General features: G+C 61.3%; 17 protein-coding genes. 10 read left to right on the top strand and 7 right to left on the bottom strand.

Annotation, left to right across the window (positions count from 1 at the left end; genetic code table 11):
* Positions 1–69 precede the first annotated feature (69 nt).
* Positions 70–1,272 carry a pyridoxal phosphate-dependent aminotransferase gene (locus AC1DLT_RS27215; protein WP_247138082.1) on the bottom strand — a complete coding sequence of 401 codons (1,203 nt, stop codon included), beginning with the start codon at positions 1,270–1,272 and terminating at the stop codon, positions 70–72.
* 217 nt (positions 1,273–1,489) lie between these two features.
* Between AC1DLT_RS27215 and AC1DLT_RS27210 the strand changes: the two genes are divergently transcribed.
* Positions 1,490–2,440: an EAL domain-containing protein gene (locus AC1DLT_RS27210; RefSeq protein WP_477488807.1), complete on the top strand. Its 951-nt coding sequence runs from the start codon at positions 1,490–1,492 to the stop codon at positions 2,438–2,440.
* A gap of 529 nt (positions 2,441–2,969) precedes the next feature.
* Positions 2,970–3,185 (top strand): cold-shock protein, encoded by a 216-nt coding sequence (locus AC1DLT_RS27205; RefSeq protein ID WP_003494703.1) that lies wholly within the window; start codon positions 2,970–2,972, stop codon positions 3,183–3,185.
* Positions 3,186–3,241: 56 nt separating this feature from the next.
* Here AC1DLT_RS27205 and AC1DLT_RS27200 read toward each other — a convergent pair whose 3' ends face one another.
* Both AC1DLT_RS27200 and AC1DLT_RS27195 read right to left on the bottom strand, forming a co-directional pair.
* On the bottom strand, positions 3,242–3,919 hold the full coding sequence (locus AC1DLT_RS27200) for an MBL fold metallo-hydrolase (RefSeq protein WP_038544184.1): 678 nt from the start codon (positions 3,917–3,919) through the stop codon (positions 3,242–3,244).
* Positions 3,920–3,991: 72 nt separating this feature from the next.
* Complete coding sequence (locus AC1DLT_RS27195) at positions 3,992–4,198, bottom strand: hypothetical protein (RefSeq protein WP_247036384.1); 207 nt, start codon at positions 4,196–4,198, stop codon at positions 3,992–3,994.
* A 169-nt stretch (positions 4,199–4,367) separates the two neighbouring features.
* Here AC1DLT_RS27195 and AC1DLT_RS27190 point away from each other — a divergent pair, with 169 nt between their 5' ends.
* The 5 genes from AC1DLT_RS27190 (at position 4,368) to AC1DLT_RS27170 (ending at position 8,485) form a co-directional block, all read left to right on the top strand.
* Complete coding sequence (locus tag AC1DLT_RS27190) at positions 4,368–5,039, top strand: DUF1236 domain-containing protein (protein WP_477488806.1); 672 nt, start codon at positions 4,368–4,370, stop codon at positions 5,037–5,039.
* Between the two features lie 255 nt (positions 5,040–5,294).
* A complete protein-coding gene (locus AC1DLT_RS27185) occupies positions 5,295–5,762 on the top strand; it encodes a MarR family winged helix-turn-helix transcriptional regulator (protein WP_157885245.1) in 468 nt (155 codons plus the stop codon).
* A gap of 14 nt (positions 5,763–5,776) precedes the next feature.
* Positions 5,777–6,475: a response regulator gene (locus AC1DLT_RS27180; RefSeq protein WP_247036380.1), complete on the top strand. Its 699-nt coding sequence runs from the start codon at positions 5,777–5,779 to the stop codon at positions 6,473–6,475.
* A gap of 31 nt (positions 6,476–6,506) precedes the next feature.
* Positions 6,507–7,886: an ATP-binding protein gene (locus tag AC1DLT_RS27175; RefSeq protein WP_477488805.1), complete on the top strand. Its 1,380-nt coding sequence runs from the start codon at positions 6,507–6,509 to the stop codon at positions 7,884–7,886.
* Between the two features lie 17 nt (positions 7,887–7,903).
* Positions 7,904–8,485 (top strand): DUF1349 domain-containing protein, encoded by a 582-nt coding sequence (locus AC1DLT_RS27170; protein WP_477488804.1) that lies wholly within the window; start codon positions 7,904–7,906, stop codon positions 8,483–8,485.
* Positions 8,486–8,513: 28 nt separating this feature from the next.
* Here AC1DLT_RS27170 and AC1DLT_RS27165 read toward each other — a convergent pair whose 3' ends face one another.
* From AC1DLT_RS27165 to AC1DLT_RS27150, 4 genes are all read right to left on the bottom strand, one after another.
* Positions 8,514–8,855: a tRNA-binding protein gene (locus AC1DLT_RS27165; protein WP_477488803.1), complete on the bottom strand. Its 342-nt coding sequence runs from the start codon at positions 8,853–8,855 to the stop codon at positions 8,514–8,516.
* Between the two features lie 10 nt (positions 8,856–8,865).
* Positions 8,866–9,684 carry a pyrroline-5-carboxylate reductase gene (gene proC / locus AC1DLT_RS27160; protein ID WP_477488802.1) on the bottom strand — a complete coding sequence of 273 codons (819 nt, stop codon included), beginning with the start codon at positions 9,682–9,684 and terminating at the stop codon, positions 8,866–8,868.
* Positions 9,684–10,184 carry a type III secretion system chaperone family protein gene (locus AC1DLT_RS27155; protein WP_038544200.1) on the bottom strand — a complete coding sequence of 167 codons (501 nt, stop codon included), beginning with the start codon at positions 10,182–10,184 and terminating at the stop codon, positions 9,684–9,686. Before AC1DLT_RS27155 ends, proC begins: the two co-directional genes overlap by 1 nt.
* A gap of 865 nt (positions 10,185–11,049) precedes the next feature.
* Complete coding sequence (locus AC1DLT_RS27150; RefSeq protein ID WP_007758074.1) at positions 11,050–11,304, bottom strand: accessory factor UbiK family protein; 255 nt, start codon at positions 11,302–11,304, stop codon at positions 11,050–11,052.
* Positions 11,305–11,523: 219 nt separating this feature from the next.
* Between AC1DLT_RS27150 and lgt the strand changes: the two genes are divergently transcribed.
* The 3 genes from lgt (at position 11,524) to pgeF (ending at position 14,422) form a co-directional block, all read left to right on the top strand.
* A complete protein-coding gene (gene lgt / locus AC1DLT_RS27145) occupies positions 11,524–12,381 on the top strand; it encodes a prolipoprotein diacylglyceryl transferase (RefSeq protein ID WP_477488821.1) in 858 nt (285 codons plus the stop codon).
* A gap of 14 nt (positions 12,382–12,395) precedes the next feature.
* Positions 12,396–13,496, top strand: coding sequence for a class I SAM-dependent methyltransferase (locus AC1DLT_RS27140; protein WP_038544202.1), 1,101 nt, complete (start codon positions 12,396–12,398; stop codon positions 13,494–13,496).
* A 131-nt stretch (positions 13,497–13,627) separates the two neighbouring features.
* The gene (pgeF, locus tag AC1DLT_RS27135) at positions 13,628–14,422 is read left to right on the top strand and encodes a peptidoglycan editing factor PgeF (RefSeq protein ID WP_477488801.1); all 795 of its coding nucleotides are present in this window, start codon (positions 13,628–13,630) and stop codon (positions 14,420–14,422) included.

Raw genomic sequence — 14,422 nt, 5'->3', positions numbered from 1 at the left:
GGTCAACGGACGCCTGAAAGCAACGAAGCCCGCCGTCGCCGGCGGGCTTCGTGCAGAAATCGCCAGAGCTTACTTGCAGTTTGCGCAGAAGCGCTGGATCCGCTTGCAGGCTTCTTCGAGCTGTTCTTCCGAAGCCGCATAGGAAATGCGGAAATTGGGGCCGAGGCCGAAGGCCGAACCGTGGACGACGGCCACGCCTTCGGTTTCCAGAAGCTCGGTGACGAAATCCTCGTCGGTCTCCATGACCTTGCCCGACGGCGAAGTCTTGCCGATCAGACCGGCGCAGGACGGGTAGACGTAGAAGGCGCCTTCCGGAGACGGGCAGACGATGCCCTTCGCCTGGTTCAGCATCGATACCACCAGGTCGCGGCGGCCTTCGAAGATCTTCTTGTTCTGCGGGATGAAATCCTGCGGACCGTTGAGCGCCTCGACGGAAGCCCACTGGGCGATCGTGCAGGCGCCTGATGTCTGCTGGCCTTGGATCATATCCATCGCCTTGATCAGTTCGAGCGGGCCGGCCGCATAACCGATACGCCAGCCGGTCATCGCATAGGCCTTGGAAACGCCGTTCATCGTCAGCGTGCGGTTGTAGAGCTTCGGCTCCACTTCCGCCGGCGAGACGAACTTGAAGTCGCCGTAGGTCAGGTGCTCGTACATGTCGTCGGTCAGCACCCAGACATGCTCGTGCTTGAGGAGCACGTCGGTCAACGCCTTGAGTTCGTCATGGCTATAGGCCGCGCCCGACGGGTTGGACGGCGAATTGAACAGGAACCACTTGGTCTTCGGCGTGATCGCCTTTTCAAGATCGGCGGCTGTCACCTTGAAGTTGTTTTCCTGGCTCGCCTTGATGATCACCGAGGTACCACCGCAGATGGCAACCATCTCCGGATAGGAAACCCAGTAGGGTGCGGTGATGATGACTTCATCGCCAGGGTTCAAGGTCGCCATGAAGGCGTTGAAAAGAATCTGCTTTCCGCCAGTGCCGACGATCGTCTGGGCCGGCGTGTAGTCGAGATTGTTTTCGCGCTTGAACTTCTTGGCGATCGCCTCGCGAAGCTGCGGAATGCCGGAGACCGGCGGATATTTGGTCTCGCCGCGATTGATCGCGTCGATGGCGGCTTTCTTGATGTTTTCCGGCGTATCGAAATCCGGCTCGCCTGCGCCGAGCCCGATTACGTCGCGGCCCTTTGCTTTCAGGTCACGGGCTTTCTGGGAAACGGCGATGGTGGCAGAGGGCTTTACGCGGGAAAGTGCGTCGGCAAGAAAGGCCATAATCTTCGTCCTGAAGAGCTGTTGGAACAAGGCGGCATCGCGCGCCGAAAACCGCCCGTACGCTCTATGTCTAAACTATGACGCCGTTTCAAGCACAAAGCTTGAATGAGAACCATGAAAGAAGCTGATTAAAACCTTCGAAACCTTGTTTACAGCCGCGTAACCCTTGGCTGCTACAACCAGAAGGGATGGATAACGGAAATCGACGGGCACGGGCATGACGCCGAGAAGCATCTTCGCCAATCTGGTTCGCAGCGACAACGGGTCGTTTTCCACCGTCTACGGCCCTTTCCTGCTGCAATCCGCGCTGCAGCCGATCCTTCGCTCCGGTCCGGAAACCGGCCTTGAAATCGAAGCTTTCGAGGGTCTGCTGCGCGCCTCCCGCGACAACGAACCGGTGTCGCCGGCCGAGTTCTTTCCGCTCGTGTCCCCGGTCGACATGGCCGATGTCGACAGCATCCTGCGCACCATTCACATCTTGAACACCGGCCGGCTGAACCGGTCTCGCGCCGGGATCTTCGTCAAGTTCCATCCCGGCCTCTTCCGCACGTCCCAGGAAATGCGCCAGGAAGTCGATCGCATCAAGGTCGCCAGCCACGAGGCTGGCCTCGCGCCCGAACGGATCGTCTGCGAGATCTCCGAAAGATCCGGTGCGTCGGACGACATTGTCGTCGCCTTCACCGAGCACATGCAGGCGGTCGGCTTTCGCATCGCCATCGACGACTACGGCGCCCGCGATTCCGATCTCGACCGTCTGAAGCGCATCAAGCCGGACTACGTGAAATTCGAGGCCGCCTGGGTGCGCGACTTCCTCGACAATTCCGCCGGTTACGCGCTGCTGCGCGTCATCGTCCGGCAGATGCTCGACGATGGTATCGACCCCATCTTCGAAGGGCTCGAAGAGCTCTGGCAGGTGGATCTGTGCGAGGAACTGGGCGTGCCGCTGATGCAGGGTTATGCCCTTGCCCGGCCCGAACTGGCACCGACGACATTCAACGAGAACTTTCCGGAAAGTTTTGCCGACTTCGCGCCGCCCCGGGCAGGCGGCAACGACATCACGCTCGGCATCAGCCGGGCCGCAGTCGTTGCCCCTCCTCCGGTTCTCGCAAAGCCGGTATTCGCAAGACCTGCCCGCGCCTTCGGCCGCCGGCAATCCAGCGGCGAATGATGCGGCAAACGGCAATTTTCACGCCCTGGACGGCTGCCGCCGTGGCGGCGATCATCGATACCTAAGCAGCCTTCGCGCCGCCTGAAACCTTTGAATGGCGAAATTTTTTCTTTTCGCGCCCTTAGCGCCAAAATGGCACAGAACAGGGTTAAGGAAGCATTGCCGGCGATGGATTTGCGTTCCCGGGGCGCAAAGAAACGCGCAAAGCCCGCATTTTCAGGGGTTCTGGCGATCTGCAATTTCTCATTGTGGCAACAGTTCAAAAAACTTTTTCTTGCCAATTTTCGATAAACACAGCACTCTGTGCAAGTTCGGGCAATTTACGAGCATGGGAAGACCTATAATGACGCGCTCCGAAGGCGCTAAGACTTCGGGCGGTAGACCGGGGGCGGAGATTTCAAAGCAATTCCTTCCGGTCATCGCGGTAAAGACAGGGACCCTTTCTTAAAGCTGCCTGCCGCCGCCCTTCGGGGCTACACTGTGATGCTGTCCGCCGCTGAACACGGACAGAGAGAAAAGGACCTGCTGCATGGCCGAGACTGGCACTGTAAAATTCTTCAATACCGACAAAGGCTTCGGCTTTATCAAGCCTGACAATGGTGGCGCCGATATCTTTGTTCATATCTCTGCCGTACAGGCTTCCGGCCTGTCCGGATTGTCGGAAAACCAGAAAGTAAGCTTCGACACGGAACCGGATCGTCGCGGCAAAGGCCCCAAGGCCGTCAATCTGCAGATCGCCGGCTAAGCCTTCCGAGGCTTGCCATTTCGAGTTGAAGCCCGGCAGAAGATGCCGGGTTTTTTTTAAACCGACGTGTGTTGCGGCTTCGGTCCACCGAGGCCGCGCAGGAATGGATTGGTGCGCCGTTCGTCGCCGATCCTGCTGCCCGGCCCGTGGCCGCAGATGAACCCGACCTCGTCGCCGAGCGGCAGAACCTTGTCGCGGATCGAGGCGAGTAGCGTATCGTGGTCTCCGCCCGGCAGATCCGTGCGCCCGATCGAGCCGTTGAACAACACGTCGCCGAGATGTGCAAAACCCTGGGCTCGGTTGTAGTAGATCACGTGCCCGGGCGCATGTCCGGGGCAATGGAAGATCTCGAACACATGCTCGCCGAACGAAACCTTGTCTCCTTCGTTCAGCCAGCGGTCCGGCACGACGTTGCGCACCGCCATCTTCACCCCGAATTTTTCCGCCTGCGTCTCAAGGCGCTGCAGCAACGGCAGGTCCGCCTCGTGGGGACCGATCACCTGGATGCCGAGCGCTTCGCGCAATTCGTCCGCGCCGCCCGCATGGTCGATATGCCCGTGCGTCAACCAGATCTCCTTGAGGGTGACGCCATTTTCCTCGATGACCTGAAGAATGGTCGGTACATCGCCGCCCGGATCGACGACCACGCCCTCTTTAGTCTCGTCGTCGAAGAGGATCGTGCAGTTCTGCTGGAATGGCGTAACCGGAATGATACCGGCTTGTAACTTGCCCATGATGCCTCGGCCTAAACGATGATGCTTGCCCGGGGGTATACCGATAAACGCAGGGCATTTCAGCCGAAAAGATCAATTCGAGGCAAGGGTCGTGTAATGCGCGTCAGGGGAAACCGGCGGCGCGAGCGATACGGTGGCGATCAGGAAAGCCGCAACCAAGATCTTCAGCACGAAAACAGTCATCAGCAAGCTCTTGAGCGGATGGGAGGGGCTCAATGTTTCCATGCGGATCGGGGGCAGCGCGGCAAAGGTCTGGGCGGTCATCGTCTGGGTCGTCATGAGGTCTCTCCGGTGTTTATGGCGGGATCAATGGACTGGCGGCATAAAGGTTCCGTGCCTCTTTATAGCTGTGGCACCCCCGCCACAGCTTGCAGAATCCACCCGCATTCGGCGGAACCACCGGGACACGCGGGGTGTTACCCTGCCAGTCAACATGAGGAGAAAATCCATGACGACTTGGTTGAAATGCCCGGAATTGAAGTGGCGGGACCTGACATGGCTGGGCCTCGGCGCCGTCCTTTCGGCGCTTGCCCTGCCCGCCCAGGCGCAGATGACCACCACGACCGCCTCGGACATCATTGTCCGCTCCGGTCCCGGCCAGAACTATCCCGAAATCGGGATGGCCACCCGCGGCAGCCCGGCGATGATGGACGGTTGCCTCAAGGGTAGCAAATGGTGCCGCATCGACGTCAACGGCATGCGCGGCTGGGTCTACGCGGAATACCTGACAATCCGCCACAACGGCTCGGCGGTCGCGGTTGAGGAATATCGCACCCAGTACGAAGTGCCGTCCGTCACCTATGAGACGACTGCAGGCGTCGCTCATGAGACGACCGCAAGCGTCGCTCCGCCGGCCCCCGTCCCCGGTCCGGGCGATATCCTGCTCGGCCCAGTCGGCGCCGTCGAGCCTGTCGACCCGCCGGAAACCGTGATCAGCTATATAGAAGAGCACCCGGCCGAGCCGGTCTATGTCCGCAACGAAGTGGCGATCGGCGCGACGTTGCCGCCCGGCGTCGTGGTCCAGCAAGTGCCCGATTACGACTATGATTATGTCGTGGTCAACGACCGCCCGGTTCTTGTCGATCCCGGCACCCGCCGCATCGTCCACATCTATGAGTGAGCTTTATCGCAAGGGGCGCTGTCTGGCAGCGCCCTTGTCCCATGGCCCGCGGCCACTCGCCTTCCCCAACAAATGCTGTTGATTGTTCAGCCTGTTCGCGCTTTATGACATGCGTCAGGCTACACTGTGAAATCAGCAAATAAGAGCTTCGGCTCCACGGGCATCTGAGCGTGGGGCACAAGAGCCATAAAGGGAAAGGAAACGCGAGTGTCGCGCGCATCGACGGGAAAAGCCGTCAAGAAGGTCCTGCCGACAATGCCGGCAGTCGACGAAGCCCAGATCGACTTCGAGACCATCGAACTGCTTTTCTTCGCCTACCGTGATTTCGTGTCCGATCCGGATGCGATCCTCGCCAAGATCGGCATGGGCCGCGCCCACCACCGCGTCGTCTATTTCGTATCCCGCCAACCGGGCATGATGGTCACCGACCTTCTCGATACGCTGCAGATCACCAAGCAGAGCCTCGCGCGCGTGCTCAAGCAATTGATCGAATCGGGTTATATTCGCCAGATGGCCGGCGCCAAGGATCGCCGCCAGCGCAGGCTCTACCCGACCCTTGCAGGCCGTGAACTGGCGCTCGCCCTTTCCGAGCCGCAATCGCGCCGTATCGCTCGCGCCATGGAGGAACTGACCCCGGACACGCGGGCCTCGGTCAAGGAATTCCTGCGCCGCATGCGCGGCCGCGACGAAAGCCTCGAGCCTGTCGACAGCGATATGGATTAAGTGGGACCTTTGAGATGACGAAACTGCAGCCTTCCGACGATGCGCCTCATCTTCTCGTGGTCGACGACGACACGCGTATCCGCGATCTCCTGAACCGCTACCTGATGGAACAGGGATTTCGCATCACCGTCGCCGGCGATGCAGCCGAGGCCCGCCGCAAGCTCGAAGGCCTGCATTTCGACCTGATCATCCTCGACGTGATGATGCCCGGCGAATCCGGCATTTCGCTCACCCAATCGCTCTACCAGAAGAAGACGGTGCCGGTGATCCTGCTGACGGCCCGCGCCGAATCGGAATCCCGCATCGCCGGTCTCGAAGCGGGCGCCGACGATTACCTGTCGAAACCCTTCGATCCGCGCGAACTGGTCCTGCGCATCAACAATATCCTGCGCCGCAGCACTTCACCTGATACGCCGAAGATCGAGCAGATCATGTTCGGCCCCTTCACCTTCTCGATCCCGCGCAAGGAATTGCGCAGGGCCGCCGAAACCATCCGGCTGACCGATCGCGAACAGGAGATCATGCTTCTTTTCGCGCTGCGCGCCGGCGATACCATTCCCCGCCACGAGCTGATCGGCGATGACGCGGAGGTCGGCGAGCGCACGATCGACGTGCAGATCAATCGTTTGCGGCGTAAGATCGAGGAGGATCCGGCCAACCCCGTCTATCTCCAGACGGTGCGCGGCATCGGATACAGGCTGAGTATCGATTAGCCGAAGAGACCCGGCACAGGCTGAAGGCAGGATGGCATTTTTCGACTCTCTGAAGCGCGACATGGACCGGCTCACTTTGCCGGGCTGGCGGCCGATGACCCGCTGGCTGCGCCGCCGCCTGCCGACCGGGCTCTACACCCGCTCGCTTTTGATCGTCATCCTGCCGATGCTGCTCCTGCAGGGCGTCGTCGCCTCCGTCTTCATGGAACGGCACTGGCGCATGGTCACCGAACGCCTGTCGGAAAGCACCGTCCGCGATATCGCCGGCATTATCGAGGTGATCCAGGCCTATCCCCAGGATAGCAACTACGATGCCATCAGCCGCATCGCCAGCGACGCGCTGAACCTCACCATCGCGGTCGAGGAAAACGGCCAGCTACCGCCGCCCCGCTCCCGCCCCTTCTTCGCCATCCTCGACGACATCCTCGCCGAGCAGATCACCCGCCAGATCCAGATGCCCTTCTGGATCGATACGGTGGGCGACAGCCGGCTCGTCGAGATCCGCATCAAGTTCGATACCAGGGTGCTGCGCGTTTTCGTCCGCCGCGGCTCAACCTATGCCTCGAACACACATATCTTCCTCGTCTGGATGATCGGCGCCGCTTTCGTTCTGGTCATCATCTCGATCCTTTTCCTGCGCGGCCAGATCCGGCCGATCCTGACGCTTGCCAGCGCTGCCGAGAGCTTCGGCAAGGGGCAGAGGACCGACGGCTTCTCCCCGCGCGGCGCTGAAGAAATCCGCCGCGCCGGGCTTGCCTTCATCCAGATGCGCGAACGCATCGAGCGGCAGATGGAACAGCGCACCGCTATGCTCGCCGGCATCAGCCACGACTTGAGGACCATCCTCACCCGCTTCAAGCTGCAGCTGGCGCTCGCCGGCAACAAGCCGGAACTGGCCGGCATGGGCCAGGACGTCGACGATATGCAGTCGATGCTGGAAGGTTATCTCGCCTTCGCCAAGGGCGAAGCTGAAGAGGACTTCGGCGAGTTGCGCCTGAGCGAGCTGCTGCAAAAGCTGTGCCTGGAATTTACCCTGCATGGCAAGACCATGACCTACGAGATCGACGGCGAGGACGAGATCGCCGTGCGCCCCAACGCCTTCACCCGGCTGGTCGCCAACCTCGTGTCCAACAGCGAGCGTTACGCCAAATCGCTGCATGTGGACGCGCGGCACAGCGCCAAGTGGCTGACGCTGACACTCGACGATGACGGCCCCGGTATTCCGGCAGGGTCGCGCGAGGACGTCTTCAAGCCGTTCTACCGCCTCGACGAAGCCCGCAACCTCAACGCGTCCGGCACCGGCCTCGGCCTGGCGATCGCCCGCGACATCGCCCGCGCCCATGGCGGCAACGTCACCCTCGCCGACAGCCCCCGCGGCGGCTTGCGCGCCGTCGTGCGCGTTCCTGCCTGATCGTTGACGAGGAACCGATGCCGATCGACCTTTCCGAGATGTCCTGGCTGAACCCGCCGCCCGAAAGCCGCAAGCAGGATGGTCGACTGATCGCCCGCTCCGGCCTGGAAACCGATTTCTGGCAGGGCACCTATTACGGCTTTCATCGCGACAGCGGTCACTTCCTCCACCGGACGCAAAAGGGCGACTTCACCGCCGAAACCTCCTTCGTCGGGAGGTACGAGGCGCTCTACGATCAGGCCGGGCTGATGATCCGTCATGACGAAAAACACTGGATGAAATGCGGCATCGAATTCACCGATGGCGCCCGCCATTTCAGCGTCGTGGTGACCAACGGCCACTCCGACTGGTCCGCCTTCCGGCTCACCGACGATTTCGAGGAAATTTCCGTCCGCGTCACCCGCATGGGCGACGCCCTCTTTGTCCAGTACCGAACCGACACGCAGCCGGACTGGCGCATGGCGCGGCTTGCTTATTTCCCACCCGAGCACGCAGAACTCTCCGTCGGCATGACCTTCTGCTCGCCGCAACGTGAAGGTTTCGAGGTGGAGTTCCGGTCGTTCAGCCTCGGCGATGTCGAGAGCCGCGATATCCACTGACGATATGGCCCTGCGCATCAGCGCTCGGTTACATCAGCTTGCGCCCGTTCGGCACCGGCTGCACGACGGCGGCAAGCACGATCGCGCCGTTCTCGTCCTCGAAGCCGAGGGTCAGCACTTCCGAGCGGAACGGCCCGATCTGCCGCGGCGGGAAATTGACGACACCGAGCACCTGCCGTCCGACCAGCGTTTCCGGCGTATAATGCACGGTGATCTGCGCCGACGATTTCTTGATGCCGATCTCCGGGCCAAAATCGATCTTCAGCTTGAAGGCCGGCTTGCGGGCTTCCGGAAAAACCTCGGCCTCGACGATCGTGCCGACGCGGATGTCCACCTTTTCGAAGTCGGAATAGGTGATGTCCTCAGCCATTCGAACTCACTCAGGCGCCGAGTTCTTCGGCTCTGTCGCGGGCAGCCGCGATCGCCTTGTCGAACAGCGGCTGCATGCCGTCGTCGGCCATCAGCACGGCAAGTGCCGCGGCCGTCGTGCCGTTCGGCGAGGTGACGTTCTGGCGAAGTCTGGAAGCGTCGTCCGGGGACTGGTGGAGGAGCTCGCCAGCCCCCGAGACAGTTTCCCGCGCAAGCCGCATGGCGAGGTCCGCCGGCAGGCCTGCTTTTCGGCCCGCTTCCGCCATGCACTCCACGAGATAGAACACATAGGCCGGGCCGCTGCCTGAAACGGCGGTCACCGCATCGATATCCGCTTCGCTGGAAACCCATTCCACCGGCCCGCTGACCTTGAGCAGCGATTGCACCGCTTCGCGCTGGGCTTCAGTGACCTTGGGATTGGCATAGGCGCCGGTGACGCCGCGGCCGATCATGGCAGGTGTATTCGGCATGGCACGCACCATGGCGGCTTCGCCGAGATGCTTTTCGAGATAAGCGAGCGTCTTGCCGGCCGCAACCGAAACGACGACCGTGCCGGAACCGACGATCGGCTTCAGGGGCGGCAGGACGGCATCCATCAGCTGCGGTTTGACCGCGAGAAACAGGATATCAGCGGACGTATCGCCGGGAAGCGCGGTAAAGTGATGCGCACCGGCCTCGGACATCATCGTTTTCATCGCATCGGAAGGCGATGGGTCGATGACCGTCACGGACGCGCCGGGCACGCCCTTTTTCAGCCAACCCGATAGCATGGCGCCGCCCATATTGCCGGCGCCGACCAGGATGATGGATCCCAACTGACCAGAGGCCATCAGCACTCGCCCACGGTTTCGAACAGAACGGCTTCCATGGCGGCCTTCGCCTCCATGCCCGACCATACGACAAACTGGAACGCCTGATAATAGGATTCGCAGGCATCGAGCGCACTCGAAAGCAGCACTTCGACCTGCTGGTTGTTGGGTTCGGCGCCGCCTGCCAACAGCAGCGACTGCCGGAAGATGACCACGTCTTCCTGGCGCCATACGTCGAAATGGCCCATCAGCACCTGGCCGTTGACGTGGCTCAGCAGGCGGATGACCTCGTTGACGCGAGCGTCGGGGATCTTGATGTCGAAAGCGCAGGCGAGATGCAGCGCTTCGAACTCCTCCATCCAGGAGAAGGAAACATGGTAGTCCGTCCAGCGGCCTTCCACGGTCATGGCGATCTCGTCTTCACCCGACCGTTCGAACGTCCAGTCGTTCGAGGCAGCAACGAATTCGATCATATCGACCGGATTCGACTGGCGTTCGATTTCCATTTCCATAAGCGTCATGCGGCACCTTCTTGACCGGAATGAATGCGAATTCGTGCGGTAAAACGCCAAAAACACGCGAACAGTAACCGGGAACAACACTGTCGATGATCGTCCGACGCTTCCAGAATAACGCAGTCACCCTGTCTGGAGCTTACCAAGCCGTTTCGAATCATCCTTTAAAATCAGTGTACCTAGACGGAGTCCGGCTGCCAGCCCCTCCACCGGTTTTTACATGGGCAAAACTTGAAACATGTTCGCAACGGGGATCAGAACGGAGTCATAAGCGACTCTGGACACTGGCTTTTTTGAATGTGTCCACAGGGTGTCACTTTTTTGTTTCAACACCTGCGCCCGCGCCGAAAATCTGTTCGGCACGGTTCGATCGGAGAGCCCACGCGAATGCGGAACCTCGAATGATTTATGAATAGTGGCTCCGCATTCGCGTGGCCTTCGGCGTTCTTTCGAGGCTTCCGGCCCCTACAGGTGATCATCTCGCCTCGCTGCGTGGCTTTATTCGCGCCCATCCTTTCGGGACAGGCTTGCCACTTGCACGGCTCAACCGAACCGGACATGGCTGTCCGGGGGAGGCTTGATAGGAATGGCCGTCTTGCGACGAGCACTCCATGGCTTTCACCTCTTTCACCATCCCCGCACGTTACGGTTTTGATGAAAGCGCCGGCCTCCGCCTGCCCGCGAACGTCTCGCGAAACACTCCGGCGACGGAAGCAAGCGGATTGTAGGCAGGGCTTGGAGGGGCGGGGAAGGTATTGGGTACGCCCTTTTCCTCTCCCCATGGGAGGAGAAAAGAAAAACAGCATCTTAGCTGACGAGCTAAGTGCTAGATTTTACGCAAGAGAGGCAGATCGTCCCCGGGAAACGCAGATCACTGCCCCGAAAGCTTGGCTTCCAGCGCCTCGATCCGCGCCTTCAGCGCTTCGTTTTCGTCGCGGGCGCGGGCTGCCATTTCGCGGACTGCCTCGAATTCCTCGCGCTTGACGATATCCATGCTGTTGAGGAACCGCTCGGCCTGGGCGTGAAATGCGGTTTCGACCTCCTTGCGCACCCCTTGGGCGGCGCCGGCGGCATCGGTCATCAGCCGCGCGAAATCGTCGAGAATGCGGTTCGTACCGGTTGCCATGGTTCTGAACTCCCATATCGTCTGGCCGGCAATCCGGCCGGCGAATGTCCATAGGGTTCAAGTAGGGCCTGCGCGGGCCGCTTGCAAGCATCATCCACCGTTCGCATGAGCACTCGCTTAGATTCACCTTGACCGTCGATGGCCGCAACGCCATGTTCCGCGCAATGCCGTTAGGTTGGACCCTGTAATTTGTACGAAGCGCTTCATCTTTTTGCTCTGATGCCGTTCCCGAACATCGATCCGGTGGCCTTCTCCATCGGCCCGCTCGCCATCCATTGGTATGGGCTCGCCTATGTCGCCGGCATCATGCTCGGCTGGTTTTATGCGCGTCGGCTGGCTGCCAACGCTTCCCTGTGGAGAGACGGCCAGTCGCCGATTACGGCTGCCCAGCTCGACGACTTTCTCGTCTGGGTCGCGGCCGGCATCGTGCTTGGCGGCCGCATCGGTTATATCCTCTTCTACGACATGGCGGCGGTGGCCGCGAATCCCATCCGCGCGATCGAGATCTGGAACGGCGGCATGTCCTTCCATGGCGGCTTCATCGGCGCAACGATCGCGATGATCATCTTCGCCCGCCGCAATACCATTCCGGTCTGGAGCATGTTCGACACGGTCGCAGCCGTCGTACCCTTCGGCCTGTTCTTCGGCCGCATCGCCAATTTCATCAACGGCGAACTCTGGGGTGCCAAGACCGACATGCCATGGGGCGTCGTGTTCTGCAACGATCGCCTGCGGCAGCTTCACATGTTCTGCCCGGCGGAAGAAGTTCCGCGCCATCCGAGCCAGCTCTATGAGGCAGGGCTGGAGGGCATCGTCATGGTTCTCGTGCTGGCGCTGATGATCTACGTCTTCCGAGCGCTGAAAGTCCCTGGCACCATCGCCGGCACTTTCGTCGTCGGTTACGCGCTCTGCCGCATCTTCGTGGAATTCTTCCGCGAGCCGGACGCGCAGCTCGGTTATCTGCTCGGCACCAATTGGCTGACCATGGGCATGGTTCTGTCGCTGCCGATGATCGCAGCAGGCCTTTGGGCCATTGTCCGGGCCCGCACGGCGGCAACGTCCGCGGCGAAAGCTTGAGGGAGGCACACCCGGTGAGCACTCCCCTCACAGAGAAGATCAAGACCCTGATCCGCACCAACGGCCCGATCAGCGTCACCGACTATTTCGCGCTGTGCCTCGCCGATCCGGAATACGGCTATTATCGCACCCGCGAGCCTTTCGGCCGTCACGGCGACTTCATCACAGCGCCGGAGATCAGCCAGTTGTTCGGCGAGATGATCGGCGTCTTCATGGTGCATGCCTGGCAGCAGCACGGCACGCCGACCGGCGTCCGGCTGGTGGAGATCGGCCCCGGCCGCGGCACGATGATGACCGACATGCTGCGGGTGATCAAACGCATCGCGCCGCGCTTTTTCGAAGACCTGCACGTGCATCTGGTCGAGACCAGCGAGCGTTTGCGCGGCGTCCAGCGCATCACGCTCGAGGCTTTCTCGACCAAGATTTCCTGGCATGACAGTTTCGAGGAAGTCCCCGAAGGTTTCACGCTGATCGCCGCCAACGAATTGTTCGACGCGATCCCGATCCGCCAGTTCGTCAAGACGCCGACCGGTTTTCGCGAACGTCTCGTCGGCCTCAACGCCGAAGATGAACTCGGCTTTGCCGCCGGCGTCGCGACGCTCGACCCGCAGCTCCTTCCCTCGCCCCTCGCCGGCATTCCCGACGGCACGATCTTCGAACTGTCGCCGGCCCGCCAGGCGGTGATGCTGACGCTGTGCGAACGCTTGAGGACCTTCGGTGGCACGGCTCTGATCATCGACTACGGCCATCTGGTCACCGGTTTCGGCGATACGCTGCAAGCCATCCGCCACCATGACTACGATCCGCCGCTCGAAAATCCCGGCGAAGCGGATCTCACCAGCCATGTCGACTTCGAGGACCTCGCACGCATTGCCGTTTCCACGGGCGTGCACTTGAACGGTGGCTTGCACCAGGGTGATTTCCTGTTCGGCCTCGGCCTTGCCGAGCGGGCGACCGCGCTTGCCAAGGACAAGGAGCCGACCGAACAGCGCCTGATCGCCGCCGCCGTCGATCGGCTTGCCGGCGAAGGTGCCGGCAAGATGGGCGAACTCTTCAAAGTCATCGCGGTATCGAGCCCGGCATTGAAGCTGATGCCGTTCCGCGCGGTGGAGTGAACAGCGGCCGTCAATTCATCAACCGATTGACATTCGCCCTTTTCTTGCGCCACTCTCGCCCTAAATCGAAGCAGCGGGCATGCCTTGAGAGAAGCCCAAAACCCCTTGAAATCAACCGGATAACAACGCCGATGCAGGACAGACCCTTGCCGGAGCCGATCGAGAGCCCCCTGTTGAACGACAGGGCCGGCGCCCGTGTTCGTCACGGCTTCTTCACCCGCAAGGGCGGCGTTTCCGAAGGTTTGTACGCCGGTCTCAACGTCGGCATCGGCTCGGACGACGACCGCGAAAAAGTGATCGAGAACCGCACCCGCGTCGCTGCCTGGTTCGGCCTGCCCGTCGAAAAGCTGGCGACCGTCCACCAGGTCCATTCGCCCGACGTCTTCGTCGTCGACGAGACCTATGCCGGCGAACGGCCGAAGGTCGACGCGATGGTGACGAGTGTGCCGGGCGTGGCACTCGGCGTGCTTGCTGCCGACTGCGGCCCGATCCTGTTTGCCGACGGCGAGAACGGCGTGATCGGTGCCGCCCATGCCGGCTGGAAGGGTGCGCTGACCGGCGTGCTCGAAAACACTATCGAGGCAATGATCTCGCTGGGCGCCGCGCGGGAAAACATCACCGCGGTCCTCGGCCCCTCGATCGGCCCGGCGAGCTACGAGGTCGGCCCGGAATTTGTCGAGCGGTTCCTGGGCTACGACCCGTCCTATGAGGCCTTCTTCACATCGTCATCGAATACGGGGCATTCTATGTTCGACCTGCCGTCGCTGACCATAAGGCGGCTGAGGGCTGCCGGGGTGCGGGCAGGAAGCCTCGGCCTCGATACCTATCCGGATGCGGAACGGTTCTATTCCTACCGCCGCACCACCCATGCCAAAGAGCCGGATTACGGCCGTCAGATTTCAGCAATCGCACTTCGGGAGAATTGA

Source organism: Neorhizobium sp. 05N33 (assembly GCF_056397445.1).
This window is presented reverse-complemented; position numbering and strand designations above follow the sequence as displayed.

Excerpts from the sequence above, each read along its gene's own strand:
- AC1DLT_RS27215 (WP_247138082.1), bottom strand. The coding sequence starts at position 1,272 with ATGGCCTTTCTTGCCGACGCACTTTCCCGCGTAAAGCCCTCTGCCACC.
- AC1DLT_RS27210 (WP_477488807.1), top strand. The coding sequence starts at position 1,490 with ATGACGCCGAGAAGCATCTTCGCCAATCTGGTTCGCAGCGACAACGGG.
- AC1DLT_RS27205 (WP_003494703.1), top strand. The coding sequence starts at position 2,970 with ATGGCCGAGACTGGCACTGTAAAATTCTTCAATACCGACAAAGGCTTC.
- AC1DLT_RS27200 (WP_038544184.1), bottom strand. The coding sequence starts at position 3,919 with ATGGGCAAGTTACAAGCCGGTATCATTCCGGTTACGCCATTCCAGCAG.
- AC1DLT_RS27195 (WP_247036384.1), bottom strand. The coding sequence starts at position 4,198 with ATGACGACCCAGACGATGACCGCCCAGACCTTTGCCGCGCTGCCCCCG.
- AC1DLT_RS27190 (WP_477488806.1), top strand. The coding sequence starts at position 4,368 with ATGACGACTTGGTTGAAATGCCCGGAATTGAAGTGGCGGGACCTGACA.
- AC1DLT_RS27185 (WP_157885245.1), top strand. The coding sequence starts at position 5,295 with ATGCCGGCAGTCGACGAAGCCCAGATCGACTTCGAGACCATCGAACTG.
- AC1DLT_RS27180 (WP_247036380.1), top strand. The coding sequence starts at position 5,777 with ATGACGAAACTGCAGCCTTCCGACGATGCGCCTCATCTTCTCGTGGTC.
- AC1DLT_RS27175 (WP_477488805.1), top strand. The coding sequence starts at position 6,507 with ATGGCATTTTTCGACTCTCTGAAGCGCGACATGGACCGGCTCACTTTG.
- AC1DLT_RS27170 (WP_477488804.1), top strand. The coding sequence starts at position 7,904 with ATGCCGATCGACCTTTCCGAGATGTCCTGGCTGAACCCGCCGCCCGAA.
- AC1DLT_RS27165 (WP_477488803.1), bottom strand. The coding sequence starts at position 8,855 with ATGGCTGAGGACATCACCTATTCCGACTTCGAAAAGGTGGACATCCGC.
- proC (WP_477488802.1), bottom strand. The coding sequence starts at position 9,684 with ATGGCCTCTGGTCAGTTGGGATCCATCATCCTGGTCGGCGCCGGCAAT.
- AC1DLT_RS27155 (WP_038544200.1), bottom strand. The coding sequence starts at position 10,184 with ATGACGCTTATGGAAATGGAAATCGAACGCCAGTCGAATCCGGTCGAT.
- AC1DLT_RS27150 (WP_007758074.1), bottom strand. The coding sequence starts at position 11,304 with ATGGCAACCGGTACGAACCGCATTCTCGACGATTTCGCGCGGCTGATG.
- lgt (WP_477488821.1), top strand. The coding sequence starts at position 11,524 with ATGCCGTTCCCGAACATCGATCCGGTGGCCTTCTCCATCGGCCCGCTC.
- pgeF (WP_477488801.1), top strand. The coding sequence starts at position 13,628 with ATGCAGGACAGACCCTTGCCGGAGCCGATCGAGAGCCCCCTGTTGAAC.